This window comes from Brevibacillus ruminantium, from assembly GCF_023746555.1.
Classification (GTDB): Bacteria; Bacillota; Bacilli; order Brevibacillales; family Brevibacillaceae; genus Brevibacillus; species Brevibacillus ruminantium.
The window spans coordinates 3,039,448-3,056,098 of record NZ_CP098755.1; the positions used below are offsets into that span (position 1 = coordinate 3,039,448).

Annotated in this window: 20 protein-coding genes; 1 reads left to right on the forward strand and 19 read right to left on the reverse strand. The window is 50.5% G+C overall.

The features are described 5' to 3' along the window. Window positions 1-46: 46 nt before the first annotated feature. From NDK47_RS14940 to NDK47_RS14990, 11 genes are all read right to left on the reverse strand, one after another. Window positions 47-1,600 carry a tetratricopeptide repeat protein gene (locus NDK47_RS14940; protein WP_251870556.1) on the reverse strand — a complete coding sequence of 518 codons (1,554 nt, stop codon included), beginning with the start codon at window positions 1,598-1,600 and terminating at the stop codon, window positions 47-49. A gap of 75 nt (window positions 1,601-1,675) precedes the next feature. Further along, entirely contained in the window at window positions 1,676-2,059 is a 384-nt protein-coding gene (gene panD / locus NDK47_RS14945; RefSeq protein ID WP_251870557.1) for an aspartate 1-decarboxylase, read from the reverse strand. 25 nt (window positions 2,060-2,084) lie between these two features. Beyond that, a complete protein-coding gene (gene panC, locus NDK47_RS14950) occupies window positions 2,085-2,945 on the reverse strand; it encodes a pantoate--beta-alanine ligase (RefSeq protein ID WP_251870558.1) in 861 nt (286 codons plus the stop codon). After that, window positions 2,942-3,805, reverse strand: coding sequence for a 3-methyl-2-oxobutanoate hydroxymethyltransferase (gene panB / locus NDK47_RS14955; RefSeq protein ID WP_251870559.1), 864 nt, complete (start codon window positions 3,803-3,805; stop codon window positions 2,942-2,944). The genes panC and panB overlap by 4 nt, the downstream gene beginning before the upstream one ends. Window positions 3,806-4,091: 286 nt before the next feature. Next, window positions 4,092-5,075, reverse strand: coding sequence for a biotin--[acetyl-CoA-carboxylase] ligase (locus NDK47_RS14960; protein ID WP_251870560.1), 984 nt, complete (start codon window positions 5,073-5,075; stop codon window positions 4,092-4,094). Next, a complete protein-coding gene (locus tag NDK47_RS14965; RefSeq protein ID WP_251870561.1) occupies window positions 5,065-6,288 on the reverse strand; it encodes a CCA tRNA nucleotidyltransferase in 1,224 nt (407 codons plus the stop codon). Before NDK47_RS14965 ends, NDK47_RS14960 begins: the two co-directional genes overlap by 11 nt. 138 nt (window positions 6,289-6,426) lie before the next feature. Next, window positions 6,427-7,548, reverse strand: coding sequence for an N-acetyl-alpha-D-glucosaminyl L-malate synthase BshA (gene bshA, locus NDK47_RS14970; RefSeq protein ID WP_251870562.1), 1,122 nt, complete (start codon window positions 7,546-7,548; stop codon window positions 6,427-6,429). A gap of 18 nt (window positions 7,549-7,566) precedes the next feature. Further along, window positions 7,567-8,262 (reverse strand): bacillithiol biosynthesis deacetylase BshB1, encoded by a 696-nt coding sequence (gene bshB1, locus NDK47_RS14975; RefSeq protein ID WP_251870563.1) that lies wholly within the window; start codon window positions 8,260-8,262, stop codon window positions 7,567-7,569. Window positions 8,263-8,268: 6 nt separating this feature from the next. Then, window positions 8,269-8,670: a methylglyoxal synthase gene (locus NDK47_RS14980; protein WP_251870564.1), complete on the reverse strand. Its 402-nt coding sequence runs from the start codon at window positions 8,668-8,670 to the stop codon at window positions 8,269-8,271. Window positions 8,671-8,727: 57 nt separating this feature from the next. Continuing rightward, window positions 8,728-9,480, reverse strand: coding sequence for a 4-hydroxy-tetrahydrodipicolinate reductase (dapB, locus tag NDK47_RS14985; RefSeq protein WP_251870565.1), 753 nt, complete (start codon window positions 9,478-9,480; stop codon window positions 8,728-8,730). After that, the gene (locus tag NDK47_RS14990) at window positions 9,473-9,820 is read right to left on the reverse strand and encodes a nucleotide pyrophosphohydrolase (RefSeq protein WP_251870566.1); all 348 of its coding nucleotides are present in this window, start codon (window positions 9,818-9,820) and stop codon (window positions 9,473-9,475) included. The genes dapB and NDK47_RS14990 overlap by 8 nt, the downstream gene beginning before the upstream one ends. A gap of 209 nt (window positions 9,821-10,029) precedes the next feature. Here NDK47_RS14990 and NDK47_RS14995 point away from each other — a divergent pair, with 209 nt between their 5' ends. Beyond that, the gene (locus NDK47_RS14995) at window positions 10,030-10,887 is read left to right on the forward strand and encodes a YitT family protein (protein ID WP_251870567.1); all 858 of its coding nucleotides are present in this window, start codon (window positions 10,030-10,032) and stop codon (window positions 10,885-10,887) included. A gap of 84 nt (window positions 10,888-10,971) precedes the next feature. Here NDK47_RS14995 and NDK47_RS15000 read toward each other — a convergent pair whose 3' ends face one another. From NDK47_RS15000 to NDK47_RS15035, 8 genes are all read right to left on the reverse strand, one after another. Next, window positions 10,972-11,787: a sporulation protein YpjB gene (locus NDK47_RS15000; protein WP_251870568.1), complete on the reverse strand. Its 816-nt coding sequence runs from the start codon at window positions 11,785-11,787 to the stop codon at window positions 10,972-10,974. Between the two features lie 49 nt (window positions 11,788-11,836). After that, window positions 11,837-12,442, reverse strand: a complete 606-nt coding sequence (locus NDK47_RS15005; RefSeq protein ID WP_251870569.1) for a DUF1405 domain-containing protein — start codon at window positions 12,440-12,442, stop codon at window positions 11,837-11,839. A gap of 74 nt (window positions 12,443-12,516) precedes the next feature. After that, window positions 12,517-13,305, reverse strand: a complete 789-nt coding sequence (locus tag NDK47_RS15010; RefSeq protein WP_251870570.1) for a menaquinol-cytochrome c reductase cytochrome b/c subunit — start codon at window positions 13,303-13,305, stop codon at window positions 12,517-12,519. A 29-nt stretch (window positions 13,306-13,334) separates the two neighbouring features. After that, window positions 13,335-14,006: a menaquinol-cytochrome c reductase cytochrome b subunit gene (qcrB, locus tag NDK47_RS15015; protein WP_198826369.1), complete on the reverse strand. Its 672-nt coding sequence runs from the start codon at window positions 14,004-14,006 to the stop codon at window positions 13,335-13,337. A gap of 1 nt (window position 14,007) precedes the next feature. After that, the gene (locus NDK47_RS15020) at window positions 14,008-14,526 is read right to left on the reverse strand and encodes a QcrA and Rieske domain-containing protein (protein WP_251870571.1); all 519 of its coding nucleotides are present in this window, start codon (window positions 14,524-14,526) and stop codon (window positions 14,008-14,010) included. 229 nt (window positions 14,527-14,755) lie between these two features. Then, complete coding sequence (locus tag NDK47_RS15025; protein WP_251870572.1) at window positions 14,756-15,163, reverse strand: DUF2487 family protein; 408 nt, start codon at window positions 15,161-15,163, stop codon at window positions 14,756-14,758. An 84-nt stretch (window positions 15,164-15,247) separates the two neighbouring features. Continuing rightward, window positions 15,248-15,463, reverse strand: coding sequence for an IDEAL domain-containing protein (locus tag NDK47_RS15030; protein ID WP_251870573.1), 216 nt, complete (start codon window positions 15,461-15,463; stop codon window positions 15,248-15,250). 9 nt (window positions 15,464-15,472) lie between these two features. Further along, window positions 15,473-16,591: a hypothetical protein gene (locus tag NDK47_RS15035; protein WP_251870574.1), complete on the reverse strand. Its 1,119-nt coding sequence runs from the start codon at window positions 16,589-16,591 to the stop codon at window positions 15,473-15,475. Window positions 16,592-16,651 lie beyond the last annotated feature (60 nt).

The following is a 16,651-nucleotide window of genomic DNA, read 5'->3' on the forward strand; positions in this document are numbered from 1 at the left end:
CCCCTACATTTCGGCAAAGACCGGGAAATTTCCTGCTCTCAACTGCTCACGTGTGGAAGAGTTCACTTTCCGAGAGCGGTTCTCCCAGCTTGTTCGCACACATTTGCAGATAAAACGGTATTTCCCGGAAGTGATCGCTATGTGGCAGCACTCTGCGGAAATACTGTTCTGCCAACCGCCAATTTTCTTCTGCCATCGAAATTCGTCCCAGGTGATAACAGCCAAGCGATCGGACAAAGGTGTCCGCGTCCTCGATAAACGGCTTTGCCAGCTTCTTGGCCGCCTGGATTTCGCCCATCCACTCGTAAGCCGTGATCATGCCGGATTGTGCCAGTCTGTGGTCCCGTTCCCTTAACAAGATGGCGCGAAATACAGCGAATGCCTCGTCCACCTTTCCGTCAAAAAGGAGCATCCAGCCGTAGCTAAATTGGAAATCAAGCTGATTCGGCGCGAGACTGATCGCTTTCTTCATCAAGGTGAGCGCACGTCTGGTACCGGCAATCAGCCAAGTGTTCCAGGCTAAACCATGCCACGTCCAGCCTTCCTTTGGAAGACGGTCGGTCAAAAAGTGATAGCATACCTGAGCACGGTGATAGTTCCCCAATGATTCATACAAAGACGCCATTTCTCGAAGGGTTTCACTGTCCAGGTTGCGATTGGGCAAACTGAGTCCCGCAGGTGCCTCGCGTTCTGCTGAAGAGTCACGCGACTGCAACGCTCTTAGTGCGCGGAGCCACAGCATTTGGGCTTCCCAGTCCTGGTCAGACTCATCCAGCACTTTTTCTACGGCATCGAGCGCCTCGTGTACATCCCCATCATTCAGATAGCATAGAGCCAGATTAAACCAGGCATCACGGTGTTTAGGCAGGACTGCTACGGCTTCTTTGAATGCCTGGGCAGCCTCCAGCCATTGGCTTTCCTCAGCGAGGATGCAACCGATGGCATTGTAGCTGATCGCAGTGATGGAAGGCGAGCTCGCCGATCTGCTCAACAACCGAAACTCGCGCATAGCCCCTTCCTTTTCCCCGCAAAACAGCAGGCTGTATCCGTAGTACAAACGGCCGCTTTCCCAGTCTGGCGACGCTTGAACTAGCTCCTGAAAACAGGTTTTGGCATCCTGATACATGCGGAGATGGTAAAAGCCTTCTCCCTTCCTGAACATATGTTCGTATTCACGATGCAATTCAAGCTGCGAGTCCTTTTTCATGGTCGCCGCCGTCCCTGTGGTGGCGGTTGCCTGTCCCCCCGTTGAAGCCTCGCCGGCAAGAGCTGCTTCCGGTTCTTTGTAGGCAGTTGCTGTCTCTTCCTGCTGAGTTGTGGGTACTTTGGGTTCCGTGTCTTTCATGTCCTGGTAGACGAATTCTTGCAGGTTGTCCGCTTGTGGTTCTTCCTGGCCTTCCATCTTTTTGATCTGACGAATCGCATACGACAGTTTTTCCTCGAATTGCAGCCACAAGTCTACGAGCCGATCACTCACTTTCCGCAGTTGGAAAAGCTGATCGGCTAGCTGGAGCTTTTCATGCTCAGATGCGTCCGGCCATTGTCTTTCAATCGTTTCTGCTTTTACTTGCAACGTGTGAAACCAATCTTCCAGCTTCAAAAAAAGCCACCCCCTGTGAGGCGTGTGTAGTCTCATTGTCTCACAAGGGGTGTGCCTCTATGCAGTTCGCTTCAATTACAAAACAGTTGCATGAATTTCTTCGGTCAAAAGCTGTGCGATCTGATTATGTTCGTCCATGATCGCTACACGGGGCTTGTGACGGCGCGCCTCTTCGTCACTCATCAATGCATAGGAAATGATGATCACGATATCTCCTGGCTGCACCAGTCGGGCTGCGGCCCCATTGAGACAAATAACGCCACTTCCTGGCTCTCCTTCAATCACATAAGTTTCCAGCCGGGCCCCATTATTATTGTTGACGATCTGTACTTTTTCATTGGGTAAAATATCGAGAGCCTCCATGAGATTCTTGTCAATGGTGATGCTCCCGACATAATTCAAATTGGCTTCTGTGACAGTAGCCCGGTGAATTTTTGCTTTCATCATCGTACGCAGCACGATGGAATCCCCCTTTTTCTTTGACTCATAGCGTGGTGATGAGGTTGTCAATCAGCCTGGTACGGCCAAAGCGTACAGCCAGAGCGATCACAAGTTTTTGACCGGACGACACTGAATCCAGCGGGGTCAGATCAGGATATGTTAGTATCTCAATATAATCAATATCAGCCAGCGGCTCCTGCTGGATCATTTGCACCATCTCAGCGCGTATCTCCGCTGGTAATTTGCCATCGCCGAGCAGCTCCTTCGCACGTCTGAGACTGCGGTGCAGGACGGTCGCCTGTTTCCGTTCTTCGGGAGCGAGGTATACATTTCGGGAACTCATGGCTAACCCGTCCGATTCTCGTACAATCGGGCAAGGAATGATTTCTACTGGCACCGAAAGATCACGCACCATTTGCTCAATCACTGCTACCTGCTGCGCATCCTTTTGGCCAAAAAAGGCAAAATCGGGCTGAACGATTTGAAACAGCTTCATAACGACGGTCGCAACGCCATCAAAATGACCGGGACGTGAGCGTCCGCACAGCGGTTCCGAAACACCGGATACCGTGATATTCGTTTTTACCGCAGTGGGATACATTTCTTCCACGCTAGGGGTAAACAGCAAGTCCACACCGGCCGTGGCTGCCATCCTGCTGTCCCGCTCCAAATCCCGCGGATAGCGCTCAAAATCCTCGTTTGGACCAAATTGCAGCGGGTTGACAAAAATGCTCATGACGATCAGGTCGCAGGTCTGTTTTGCCTGCTCAACCAAACTCAGATGCCCCTCATGCAGGTAGCCCATGGTAGGAACAAACCCGATCCGCTTACCTTGGATTCGCGCTGCTTTCAATTCGCGGCGAAGTTCCCCGATCGTTTCTACTTGCTGCAGTGTTTTCATCATGATGGTTGTTCTCCTCCCCCGTACAACTGGGAAATGACCTCTTCTTTAGCATGAAAAACGTGTTCCGGTCCAGGAAAACGGCGCTCTTTCACATCTGAAACATAGGTGCTGATCGCGTCTTTTATGGAGCCGCCAATATCTGTATAGCGTTTCACAAATTTTGGCTGTATCGAAGAAGCATAGCCGACCAGATCGTGGAATACCAAAACTTGTCCATCACAGGCAGGTCCTGCGCCGATCCCGATCACGGGAATGTCCAGACGCGACGAGATGAGAGCTGCCACCTCCTCGGGAACGCATTCCAGCACCAGCGAGAAAATCCCTGCCTCCTGTAGTACCTCTGCCTCTTCCATCAATCGACGCGCCGCTTCAACATCGCGGCCTTGCACTTTGAAACCGCCCAGTTGATGAACAGCCTGCGGAGTCAAGCCGATATGACCCATGACGGGGATACCTGCCTGCACACAGCGTGTGACAAGAGGGGCCAGTTCTTTGCCGCCCTCCATCTTGACTGCTTTCGCCAGCCCTTCTTGCAGGAGTCGGCCAGCGTTTTTCACGCCTTCCTCCACTGTTCCGTGATAGCTGAGAAAAGGGAGATCAGTTACCACAAAGGTTCTGTTGGCTGCCCTCGTAACGGCCTTGGAATGGTGCAGCATATCCGCCATCGTGACAGGCAAGGTCGAGTCATACCCAAGTACAACCATACCCAGTGAATCTCCCACGAGGATCATGTCGGCCCCTGCTTCCTCGGCAAGCTTGGCTGAAGGATAATCATAGGCTGTAATCATGGCGATAGGTTCGCCCGCATGTTTTTTTGCGCGCAGATCCGCTGTCGTGATCGGCGCCAGGTTGTTTGCCATCTCTCTCCCACCTCTACATGCGCCCTTTCCCATGTGACCCGTACGGAAACAAAAAAACCTTCTCGCCGAAATAGGGAGAAGGTTGTCCACACAAAAGAAACGTAACACGATACGTGTGTGTCATAGGATTCCTTCTGTCTCGGTCCACACAGGCTCTGAGCAGATTGTTGTCCATAGCATTGCACAAGAATGAAAAGAAAAAACTCCATGCTGGGTTGCTCTAAAAAACAAGAGTGCCGTTCGGAAAACCGATACAGCCTCCACCCCATGGAGTATACCAGAAAAATTAGGAATTTGCACGATAATTGACATCGGCGGAGTATACCTTGTGCCGCTTGCCGGTAGTGTCTTCCAGGATCAAAACACCCTCTTCGTCCAGCCCGATTGCCTTGCCTTCCAGTGTTTGCTGGATGGTACTGACCGTGATCCATCGGCCAATCGTATAGGAATGCTGCTCCCACTCCATCTTTACACGCTCAAAGCCCTCTCGCAGATAATGATCATATTCGGCTTCAAAATTCTCGCAAAAGCGCTGGATAAACGGGATTCGTTTGAGTGGCTTGCCGGATTCGATCCGCAGGGAGGTGGCGATGGCCGACAACTCTGGCGGGATGTCTTCGCTGGTCATATTGGCGTTGATCCCTATACCGATGACCAGATAATTAACCCGATCAGATTCCGCGTTCAGCTCGGTTAGCACGCCGCTCACCTTTTTATCCCCGATAAAAATATCATTGGGCCACTTGATCTTGGGCCCAACACCCGTCTCTTCCCAAATCGTTTTTGCCAAGACGACTGCGGTCAATAATGTCATCTGTGGTGTTTTTGACAGCGGAATCTCCGGGCGAATGATGAGACTCATCCAGATGCCGGAGCCCTTCGGCGAGTGCCAAGGCCGTCCCAGACGCCCCCTGCCCCCTGTCTGCTGTTCTGTGATGACGAGTGTCCCTTCCGGCGCTCCTTTGCTTGCCGCCTCATGGGCCAGTGGCTGCGTGGAGATGACGCTGTCGTGCGCCAGCACCTTCTGCCCGATCCGATACGTCCCCAAGCCCGCACGAACCTCTTCTGCAGACAGTCGATCGGGTGCGGCAAGCAGTCGGTAGCCTGACTTGCGCACGGCCTCCACTTCATATCCGTCTTTTCGCAGTTCCTCAATATGCTTCCAAATCGCTGTTCTGGAGCAGCCACAGCTCTGGCTCAGCTCTTCTCCAGAGATAAACTCCCCTGGTTTGCGATGGAAAGCCTTGATAATCTCTTCTTTAATGTTCATGTCGGGCAACCTCTTTCCTCGCTTCCTCAAGCAATGCCTCCGGCGTATTGGGCAACTGATAAAACGCCGTTTGCTCCCACAAATGCTGCAGCAGATCGTGAACCCACTGCCCGGGCTTTTTGCTCAGCTGTGTATACAGATCATGTCCGTTTAGCGCCAGCTCCTGAACGGATTTGACTGGCATTTGTTCATAGATTTGCATAAGAGCATTGGCTATATCTCTATCCGGCTTGTTTTTCCAGCATGCCTGGAGAAGAGCGTTTAACTCCGTGCAAAACTGCCAGCCTCTCTCCAGCAGGTGGGATTGCCAATCGATATTTTGCGGCACATCCCATTTCGGGTGAATGTCTGCCAGCGTCTGCACGAGGGCACAGATCAATTCTTTGTCCCGCTTGGACAGCTTCAACTCCAGGCATGCCTGTCTGGCTTCCTCGTAGAGAAAACCAGCCGCATACATCAGCAAAGCCCATTTATGAGGTAAATTCGGTAGCGCGGCAAGACGGTCGGATTGGCCCTTGGCTTTTGCAAAGAGTGTTTGTAAACGCGGCCATGCCTGAAGGGCTGCAGTCTCGACGATCAACGCAGTCCCGACGGCGGGCGCAGGGCTTTCCAGCATTTTTTGCAATTCTTCGCGGATTCTCTCAATCGCAATATGTTGGAGCAGCTCCGCTGTCCCTTTCATCGCAGCCAAAGTCTTCTCTTCAATACGAAAGTTGAGCTGGGCTGCAAACCGAACCGCCCGCAAGATACGAAGCGCATCCTCGCGAAATCGCTGTTCAGGATGGCCAACAGCGCGAATAAGCCCGTTCTTCAGATCACTCAAACCATGAAACGGGTCCACGAGCACTCCATATCGATCCATCGCCATCGCATTCATGGTGAAATCTCTGCGCTCCAGATCAAGCTGCAGCTCCGAGACGAAGTTGACTTCCTTCGGCCTGCGAAAATCTTCGTACTCGCCTTCTGTCCGATAGGTAGTCACTTCAAAAAGACTCCCGCCTTCTTTCACGGAAACCGTTCCATGCTTCAGCCCGGTGGGCACATGTTGGGGAAATAGGCGCATCACGTCGCCAGGATGGGCATTTGTGCATATATCTATATCATGCACCGGTCTATTGAGCAGCCAGTCGCGGACGCAGCCACCGACAAAATAAGCCTCATACCCGCTTTCCTCCAGCGTTTTCAGGATGTTTTCAGCCAAACTCTTTCCCACGCACGACACTCCGATTCCGTCCGCCTGCGCATAAAGGAGGCGTTGTTGATGAAATTCTTGATGGGATTGTCCATCATGCTTGCAAAGCTCTTTCAATTGACAAAAAGCGGTTCCCACCGCTCTTGAATTCCGTATTTATCATGATTTCTGGAGAAGATCATTGTAAAGCGCTTCGTACTCGCTCGTAATCTTCTCATGGCAAAAGGTTTCACAGGAACGCTCGATACTGCTCCGCGAGAAGCGGTCATACAGCTCTTCATCTCGCAGCAAGAGCAGCGTCTTATCTGCCATGCCCTCTACATCGCCGATCGGCCGCAAAAAGCCGCACACCTCATCCAGCACAACCTCAGGCAGTCCTCCGGCTACGGATGCGACGACAGGGACGCCACAAGCCATAGCTTCCAGGGCAACAAGGCCAAAGCTCTCTTTTTCGGAGGGAAGTAGCATGACGTCCGCCATCGAAATGACCTCAGCCACATCCTCTTGTTTTCCGAGAAAATGAACGTCTCCCTCCAACCCCTTCTCCGCAATTTTTTCACGAACCATGCTGAGATCAGGACCTTCACCAATCAGAAGAAGCTTGACTGGCATCTGCCCTCGGACGCGCTCAAAGACGTCGACCACATCCTGCGCTCGTTTGACTGGACGGAAATTGGAGATATGCATGATGATTTTTTCGCCGTTCGGAGCGAACATCCGCTTGATCTCACTTACTTCTTTTGGATAATAGCGTCTTTTGTCTACAAAATTGTATACAGGGACGATTTCCTTTTCGACATGCAGCAGTTCCTTCGTTTGCCGAATCAGATCCTGTGAAACAGCCGTAACCAGATCACTTCTTTCGATGCCAAACTGAATCAGGCTGCTGAGGCTGGAATCGTAGCCTAGTACAGTGATATCTGTCCCGTGCAAGGTTGTAACAATTTTCAGGTGATCGCCGACCATTTGTTTTGCCAGATACGCACATAAGGCGTGGGGCACAGCATAATGGACATGCAACAGATCCAGCTTTTCGTTTTTGGCTACCTGAGCCATCCGATTGGCCAGCGTCAGGTCATACGGCGGATATTTGAAGACGTCGTAATGACTGACCTCCACTTCATGATAAAAAATGTTGGGATGAAACTTGCTGAGGCGAAACGGCATACTTGACGTTATGAAATGTACCTGATGCCCACGCTCCGCCAACAGTTTTCCCAGCTCTGTCGCTACAACGCCCGAGCCCCCCAGTGACGGATAGCAAGTAATGCCGATTTTCATAGGGAAATTCACCTCTTTTTACAAACGGTCCAGGACATAGGGTACAGCAGAAACAAATCCCTCGGCATACATAACGCCAGATTCTTGTCCGAATAACCGCTCACGATAGGTAACCGATTCTAGATATCCGTTATTCAACGGGGTTGCAACGCTGTCTGCCTCTTGTTCAAACTGGCTTCGATAACAGCGCAGGACATTCATCTTGCCCTCGTAGACATCTGTAATGTCGACAACCACATCCGGCTTCACGGTTGAATTGATAAAGTAATACAGAAGTTTGGACGGACGATACGCAGGCAGGGACAAATTTGCGGAGTACTTGCGAATCCCGGACGAAAATACAGCCTCTCGCACAATTCGGCTGACACTCTCATGATCAGGGTGGCGGTCTTGCCAGTAGGGTGCGAGAACGACCCGCGGCCGCGTTTCGCGAATCAGGTCAACAACGCGACTGATTGCATCCTCCCTCACCTTTTCCAATCCTCTGTCAGGAAATCCGAAGTTGTAGCGTGCTGTGCTGCCCAGTATTTGATCGGCAGCCGCCGCTTCTTCTTGCCTCCGCTCCACTGTACCGTTGGAAGAAAGCTCGGCATAGGTCAAATCAAGAATGCCTACTTTCTCGCCCCGCTTGGAAGCAAGGAGCAGCGTACCTGCTGCTCCGATCTCCACATCATCAGGATGTGCGCCAATCGCCAAGATGTCTAATTCTTTCATCATCGCTCACTCCTCGTGCACGACTTCCCGCCAATTCAGTTCCCCGCGCTCCAATGCCTTCAGCAGCACCTCGGCAGTTCCCAGATTTGTGGCAAACGGGATTTTATGGACATCGCAAAGTCTGAGCAGTGCGATAATATCCGGCTCATGCGGCTGAGCTGTCAACGGATCACGCAGGAAAATGATCAAATCCATTTCGTTGCGTGCAATCATCGCTCCGATCTGCTGGTCTCCTCCCAATGGCCCCGAAAGAAAACGGGTGACCGAAAGCGAAGTCGCATCCATGATCTTCTGACCTGTCGTTCCTGTTGCGAACAGTTCATGCTCGTGAAAGATGTTTTCATAGGCCATTGCCAGTTGCACAATTTCTTCCTTCATGCGGTCATGGGCAATAAGTGCAATTTTCAAGCAAACCTCTCCCTTGCTGTCCATCGAATTAAACAACTGTTTAATACCTTGTGTGAACTAATCAATCAAATGCTCCAGACCATACAGCAATGCATTCAGATTCATCACCGCTTTGATCGCCATATTGACGCCCGGCATAAACGACTCCCGGTTAATGGAATCATGCCGGATCGAAAGTGTTTGACCTGTCGCCCCGAACAAGACTTCCTGGTGCGCTACCATTCCCGGCAGTCGGACACTGTGAATGCGGAAACCATCGAAATCCGCTCCGCGTGCGCCTGGAATGGTTTCTTTTTCATCCGGATGACCCTGCTTATGCTTCTCCCGCACAGCAGTAATCATTTCTGCAGTCTTGAGAGCCGTACCGCTGGGAGCATCCAGCTTTCGGTCATGGTGAAGCTCGATGATCTCCACATGGGGCATGTATTTCGCTGCCATCGCCGCGAATTTCATACACAAAATCGCTCCGATCGCAAAATTCGGGGCGATAATAGCACCGAGACCTGCTTCCCGATAACGGTCAGTCAGATCCTGCAACTGCTCCGAACTTAAACCGGTCGTACCTACGACGGGCCTGATATTGTGGCGCAAACAAATTTCCATATGACGGTAAACAGTATGTGGAGTCGTGAAATCAACCAGCACATCCGGTTTCATCTCCCTGAGCTGCTGATCAATTTCCGCGTCGCTCACTCTCGTATCCAAAGGACCGGTGAAAACCAGCGTTTCGTCCTCCGCCAACATTTTCACCACTTCTTGTCCCATTCGTCCCGCTGCTCCCGCAACGGTCACTCTTATCTGTCTATTCATGCTCATTTGTCTCCTCTATTCTTGTCCAGCGATCTTTATCGCGGGTGTTGAACTTGTGCATAATACGATCAAACGCTTCTTGCAAGTCGATCCCGAGGGAATTCGCGAAGCAAAGAACAATGAAGAATACGTCGCCCAATTCTTCCTCGACGGTTTTTGCATCTTCATCCTTTTTCTTTGGCTTCTCCCCGTAATAATGATTAATCTCTCGTGCCAGCTCGCCCACTTCTTCGCTCATCCGAGCCATCATCGCCAGTGGAGAAAAGTAACCCTCTTTATACTGCGATATGTATTGATCTACTTCCTGCTGGATCTGCTCCAGCGTTTTGCGCTGATTCATCGGGACACTCCTTTGCTAGCCTAGTTTTGTCATTCTCTTTATCGTAACCGATCTAATGGCGTTTGCCAAATCTCAAATGTCGTTTTGCGGGCATATGGACATTTCCAACTGCCTTCCATTATAATGGCAGTCGTATACATCTGAGCAACGAATCAGACCAGTTACCATGTGACTTTTACGCGGTTTCGCCAGTAAGGGGAGAGTAAATTATGAAGCTACGCTTGAAAAGCATTCTGGCCATCATCATCGGCACTGCCATCATGGGATTCGGCATCAACGCCTTTAATATCCCCAACAACCTGGCAGAAGGCGGCATAACCGGAATCAGCATTTTGATCAAGCTGCTGTTTCCCGACATTGACCAAGGTATCGTCTTTTTTGCGCTGAATATCCCACTGTTCATCCTGGGTTGGAAGGTTTTGGGGCGCATTTCGTTTATTTACACCATTTTGGGAACCGTCTTTCTTTCCATATTCCTCTCCTTGTTTGAAGGTTTTTACCCCATGCCGATGCAGGACCGTCTGCTTGCTTCCCTGTTTGCCGGCGTCGCTGTTGGTGTTGGTCTGGGGATAATCTTCCGTTATGATGGAACGACCGGCGGAGTGGACATCATCGCCCGTTTGCTGCAAAAGTATATGGGCGTCAGCATGGGGCGCACACTTTTTCTCGGAGATATGCTGGTGATTGGCGCATCCCTCTTTTACTTGAATATTGAAAGTGCCATGTACACCCTTGTCGCCGTGTTCGTGGCCGCTCGTGTGATTGACTTCTTTCAGGAAGGCGCCTACGCTGGAAAAGCACTCACCATCATTTCCGATCATGCCGAAGATATCGCCAAACAAATTCTGGAGCTGGGTCGCGGCGTGACGCTCCTGGCCGGAAAAGGAGCATTTTCCGGAGCTGACAAACAAGTGGTCTACGTCGTAGTCAGTCGAAACGAAGTGATGCGATTCAAGACAATCGTGCAAGAGATTGATCCCCATGCTTTTGTCATCGTCAACGACGTCCATGAGGTTTTGGGCGAAGGCTTTACATTCGACGAAAACAAACAGCCGCTTCGCACATAGACGACAACTTTCCGAAAGTACAAGAAAACACCTCCCGATCTCTCATGGAGTTCGAGGAGGTGTTTTTGGTTTACGGGACCTGCCTCAGGTAATCGGGCGGAATTGTCCCTTATACTTTTTCCAGGCCACGTATCCGAGGGTAACAATAACGGCTGTCATGATACTGATCATCATGCCTACGGGCGAATCCTGCATAATCAGGTAGGCGATAGCGCTTCTGTCTTCCCCAATAAAGACGGACTGGGTGTTTGCATACAGCTCGCGCAACTGGCTGCGTACGTGGTTCCATTCAATTTTGCTGTTTCTGATCTCCTTGGAAATCGCATCGTATGCCGTATCCAGCTTCCTCAGTTCACTCTCGGGCAGATGAATCGTCATGGCCGGTCGGATCACCAGATACAAGCGAGAGTTTTCTTCAAATTGTTCGCGGAAATGGGGATAATCACGCTCGACTGCTGACTTCAGCAAATCCTGAAGCTGATTGGAAAAGGACTGGTAATACCCACGCCACATCGGCTGATGATCGTGTGTCAGCGCATCCACAACGACACGTACGCGAGTCGCGTGCCACAAGAGCTGTTGATCGTTTATCGCCTTGCTGTTCAGATTGTTTCGAGCAGCCAAGATGGACTGGGTGACCGCATTAAGACTCTCGATCCTGATGGTATTCGGCAGTTTTTGATGCGGGAATCGTTCAGCCAGTATCTGGATTTGTTGTTGTGACTGTTCGAGATCTCCCTTTTGGGCAGCCATCCATAACCGGTGGGCTATTTCATCCAGCTCGGCTAGCTGCTGCTCCTCTGCCGGCCGGGCAAGTTTCGTCACCAAAGCGTGAATCGGCCAGGAGAGCATTAGGCCAAAGACCAGGAAGAACAGCAAAAACCGGATGTTTTTTTTCAACACAAAAACCCTCCTTCCCTTAGTACAACCTATGGAAAGGAGGAGATGATTAGACCTTGTTTATTTCACTGCCGAATCTCATGTTGGTATACCAAATCACCGCGATCGATATGATGCTGAGCAGCACCGTGCAAAAACCGATGATACCCGTATAGGGGTCCAGAACGCTTGGCAGCCACGGATGCGTGTTCATCACGTAATCAAGAAAATCGTTGTTCAGCGTCCAAAGTGCGGTAATTCCTACCGGCAACCAGCTCAATTTGTAGAAACGGGCATACAGCACAGATTCGGCAGCCATTCCTGTATGGGAAACCAAAAGCATGACATCCGTCCAGCGAATGGGATTCCCCATCATCCAACCGGCGAGGATAATTCCCACAGCCCAAACACCGTATTTAAAATTGGTGATGCCCGCAAGAGCTTCCAATACAGGAATGTGGCGCCCCATCAAATAGGTGAGCAACACTAAGGTAAACAAACCACTGCCTGTCGGACTGTCCGGAACAAACACACGAAGATATGCCGGTGTTTCTGCGAGCTGATTGCCATACCAGATGAATCCATATATGGTTCCAAGCAGATTGACGACAAACAGGGTCCAGAGAAACCATCTCTTTCCCAGCGACTGCACAAACCACTCCCATAACAAGCTCATGAAAATCGTCTCCCGCTTTATTCGCCTCTAAAGAAAAAGCTGACCGAACGTCAGTCAGCTTTTTCCCATTTTGCTTATTTCAAGGATGCCAGGTATTCAGCCACTTTTTGGATTTCTGCTTCATCCTTAATCATACCGCCTGGCATATTTCCTTTACCGTTCTTAATGATTTCAGCAATCTGTGCAGCATCCAGATCGCTTCCGATCTTCTGCAGATTCGGCCCCATGCCGCCTTCCATGTTATTACCGTGGCAGCTCTTGCAGCTTGCTTGTGCAGTCCAGACAGCATCTGCTTTAAAGCCAGAGTCTGCCGGCGCCGGAGCAGCTGCTTGGTTACCGCCACCGCCGCTTCCACCTTTGCTGGCACTATGCTTCAGAGAATGCTCATGGTCTGCTGCCCATGTCAGGTAAAAGATACCGACCAATGCAGTCAGCATCAGGCCTGTTGCAACCGGGCGGCGAGACGGACGGCGTTCTTTGCCAGTGTCAAGCCATGGAGCAAGCATCAGAGAACCAAAGGCAATACCCGGAATGATCACGGTGCCCAAGACCACCCAATCCCCTGCAGCCCAAGGATATTTGAGCATTTGGTAGAGGAACAGGAAGTACCAGTCAGGCAATGGAACGAACGAGGTATCGTTCGGGTTTGCCATATCAGTCAATGGCGACGGATGAGATACCGTCAGAACCAAAAAACCAACCAGACAAACTGCTGCCACCATCCATTCTTTCAGCAGGAAGTTCGGCCAGAAAGGCTCTGTTTTTCCCGGAAAGTCGGAGTAGGATGGAGAAATGTTAGGAATACGCTTCGCCGATATCCGAGAGTCTCCGACGAAGGTAGCATCTTTATCGTGTTTAGCCATGCTATTCCCTCCTTAGGTTTCGAAAACTCTTATAGTGGTCCGGAAATACCTTGAGCGCGAATCATAACAAAGTGAGCTCCCAGAAGTCCAAGCAGTGCGCCCGGCAGGAAGAACACGTGGATTGCAAAGAAGCGGGACAGTGTGGTTGCACCTACGATGTCTCCACCTGTCAACAGTGTTTTTGCGTAAGGTCCAATCAGCGGCACGGAGTTGGCAATCTCCAAGCCTACCTTGGTCGCGAAGTAAGCGGTGTTATCCCAAGGAAGCAGATAACCGGTAAATCCGAGACCGAGCATGACGAAGAAAATCAGTACGCCTACTACCCAGTTCAATTCACGCGGTTTTTTGTATGCGCCAGTAAAGAATACACGCAACGTATGTAGGAACATCATGACGATAACCAAGCTGGCTCCCCAGTGATGCATACCACGGACGATAACCCCGAAGGCTACTTCGTTTTGCAGGTATTTCACAGACTCATACGCGTTGATGATATCTGGTACGTAGTACATAGTCAGGAACATACCAGACAGGATTTGAATGACTGTAATAAAGAATGTCAGTCCGCCAAAGCAGTACACAAAGGCAGAGAAATGGTGAGCAGGGTTTACGTGCTCGGGAACTTCATGGTCTGCCAAGTCCCGCCACATCGGAGTGATGTTTAATCGCTCGTCTACCCAGTCATACATTTTTTGCATCATGTTAGTCACTCACCCCCGGACGTAGATTTGGTTTCAGTTTGCCCAGATAGAGCTTGCCGTCTTTTACCTCTGTCTCGTATTCGTCGAGGGATGCAGTCGGCGGAGTGTTCAGGATGTGTGCCCCTTCAATGTTATAGCGTCCAAGGTGGCACGGGCAGAAATACTCGTTTGGCTTACCAGATGGGTCATTCCAGTTTACGGTGCACCCCAAGTGCTTACAAATTGGTGACAGTGCGAGAATTTCGCCTTTGTCGTTCTTTGTCACCCATGCAGACAAGGTCGAATCGGCTTCATACCAACCGTCCTTGGTATGTACCTTAAATTCAACTCGCTTCGGCTCGGGACCAAATTCATCCACGCTGCCAACAGCTACTGTATCTCCACCCGCATGGCCCTTGAGCAAGGGGTCGACCGCAAAACGGATCATAGGTGTGATCATACCCGCAGCAAGGAACCCGCCAGTTCCCATGAGTGCGTAGTTTAGAAATGTTCGTCTGGAAATTTCTTGTTTGTCGCCCATCTCTATTTTCCCTCCTTATCCTGTAGAATCGCACAACGATGGCTTTTTACATACATATACACTAGGTCAATCCCAATCATAGCTAACCCCTAAAAAGATGTCAAGAATGTCCAAGGGACGTGCCGCATGGCAATCCCTCCAGTAGATGAGATTGTTACCATTTTGTCAAAAATGGCAGCTGCCTCGTTGATTTTTATAGTCTCTCCCAAAAAAACAAGGGCTATCGCCCCTATTTCGCCTGCCAGATTCGAATGATTTCTTTCGCCAAAATATCGACGGTTACATCAAATCGCAGAGCAGAGTCGAGCTCCTCATCGCCCACTGTCAAATGATGCACATTTTGCTGCTTTTCACTGATCTGATCCCCTTGAAAATGAAGGCAGATGCGATGGACAAACCCATCTGGAAGGCCTTGGACTCCCGGTTCACTTGCGAATTTGTAACAGACCGGGAACAAAAGGACCCTCCCTTTCAGCTTTTGCTCAATGGAAGCAGCCAGATTCATCAAATAGGTCATACGCAGCACATGTTCCTGTACCTCCAGCTCGGGCCGATACAAATAAAGAGGGAGCAGCGCAGTGTCCACAAAGGGACGTAGCTCCTCCCATTTTTCCATTTCCTGCACGTTCCATTGCATCGCAGTCTCCTCTTTTCCTATGATATCGGAAACTAGCGTATCACGAAATCTGCGCAGCAGGCAATTCCTCATCCCGCGCTTGGGTTATGCCTCCTCGTAGGCCATAATCTCGCGCAATTCCGTTGTCAATTCCAAAAAACGTTCCTTATTTTTTTCAGCCAGGGCAACATCAATTTCCTGATACAAGGTTCGTTTACGATAGAGCCGCACCTGCTCGTCAATAAGCATTTCCGAAAGCAATCCTGATACCTGTTGATTGTTGCTTCCATAGGTGTTGGAGTAAAAATTGGGCCATTCCATGCACATCCCTCACTTCAATAAAATGGTGGTTTCTGTAAAGCCGTTATATTTTCGGAGCCACGACTGGCTGGCGTAGGTTCCCGAGTAGATCCACTCTCCTTCGTCCACCTGCCCCACCCGAATCAGACCGAGATGCACCATCATTTTTAAAATGCGATTGACCAGAACACTATGGGGTTCATCGTAGTAAAAAGCGCGAATCCACGGCTGCAGACTTCTAATAAGCTCAGACTGACTGACCCAGCCGTTTGCCGCCATCATCGGGATGAGCTGAACAAGCATCGGCAGGTTGGGTATGGCCCGTTTGTACAGACTGATCCAAAAACGAATGACCTCATGGTACAGAGCATCGCTATAAGATTGGGCAAGCCGTTCCCCGCCCTCATCCGAAAGGCTGACCTGTCCGGGGACTTCCTCAATCCACCGCTGGTAATAGCAAAAGTCGTAAATCAGTGAAAACCTGTCCGGATACAGATCGAAGTGAAGTCCATAACCAAAGCGCCATTTCTGGGGCAACAACGGTTCTTCTTTTACCTGCAAAAATTGAAATAGCTGCTGCTGGTAACGCTTGTACATCCCGCCGTCTGCCGTAAGCGGAACTGGCTCTCTCTGCAGAAATTGCAAAAATTGCATGATATCATCGACGAGTGCTGTCCCCTCGTCCCGATACGCCTCTGGTTCGGACAAAAAGGGCTTCGCCTCTGCTTGCCATTTTCTGAGCCATGCCGAAAGCAGCGGCTCCCGTATGTCCTGGGGAACCTGATATTGACCGACAGCTCTTGTTTTTGCAGGAAAAATCCAGCCTCGCTTCATGGCTTGAGCGATAAATTTTCTCGCTTCTTCTTGCTTGCGCTCCTTCCTCGCTTCCAGCGCAACCCCTGCTTTCGCCAACAGATCTTCCAGAGACATTTCTGTACGTTTGTCCAGAAACAGGAGCAGGAAAAAATGCGATTCCTCAGAAGACAGCTGCTCCATTTCCCGTGCGATAATCTCCCTATGGCGCAAATTGGACAAAAGCGAAGTAATTAATTCGTTTTTTGAATTTGGATTGCACTCGCAACCGTAGTGATTGGCCATCTGATGGAGTTGCCGGATGTCGGTGTAGACCATGATCTCAGCCAAGTTCATCTGGGCATCCCTTCCTTGGTCGAAGGTTTTTGTTACCCACCATTCTTGCCAGATTCCGGC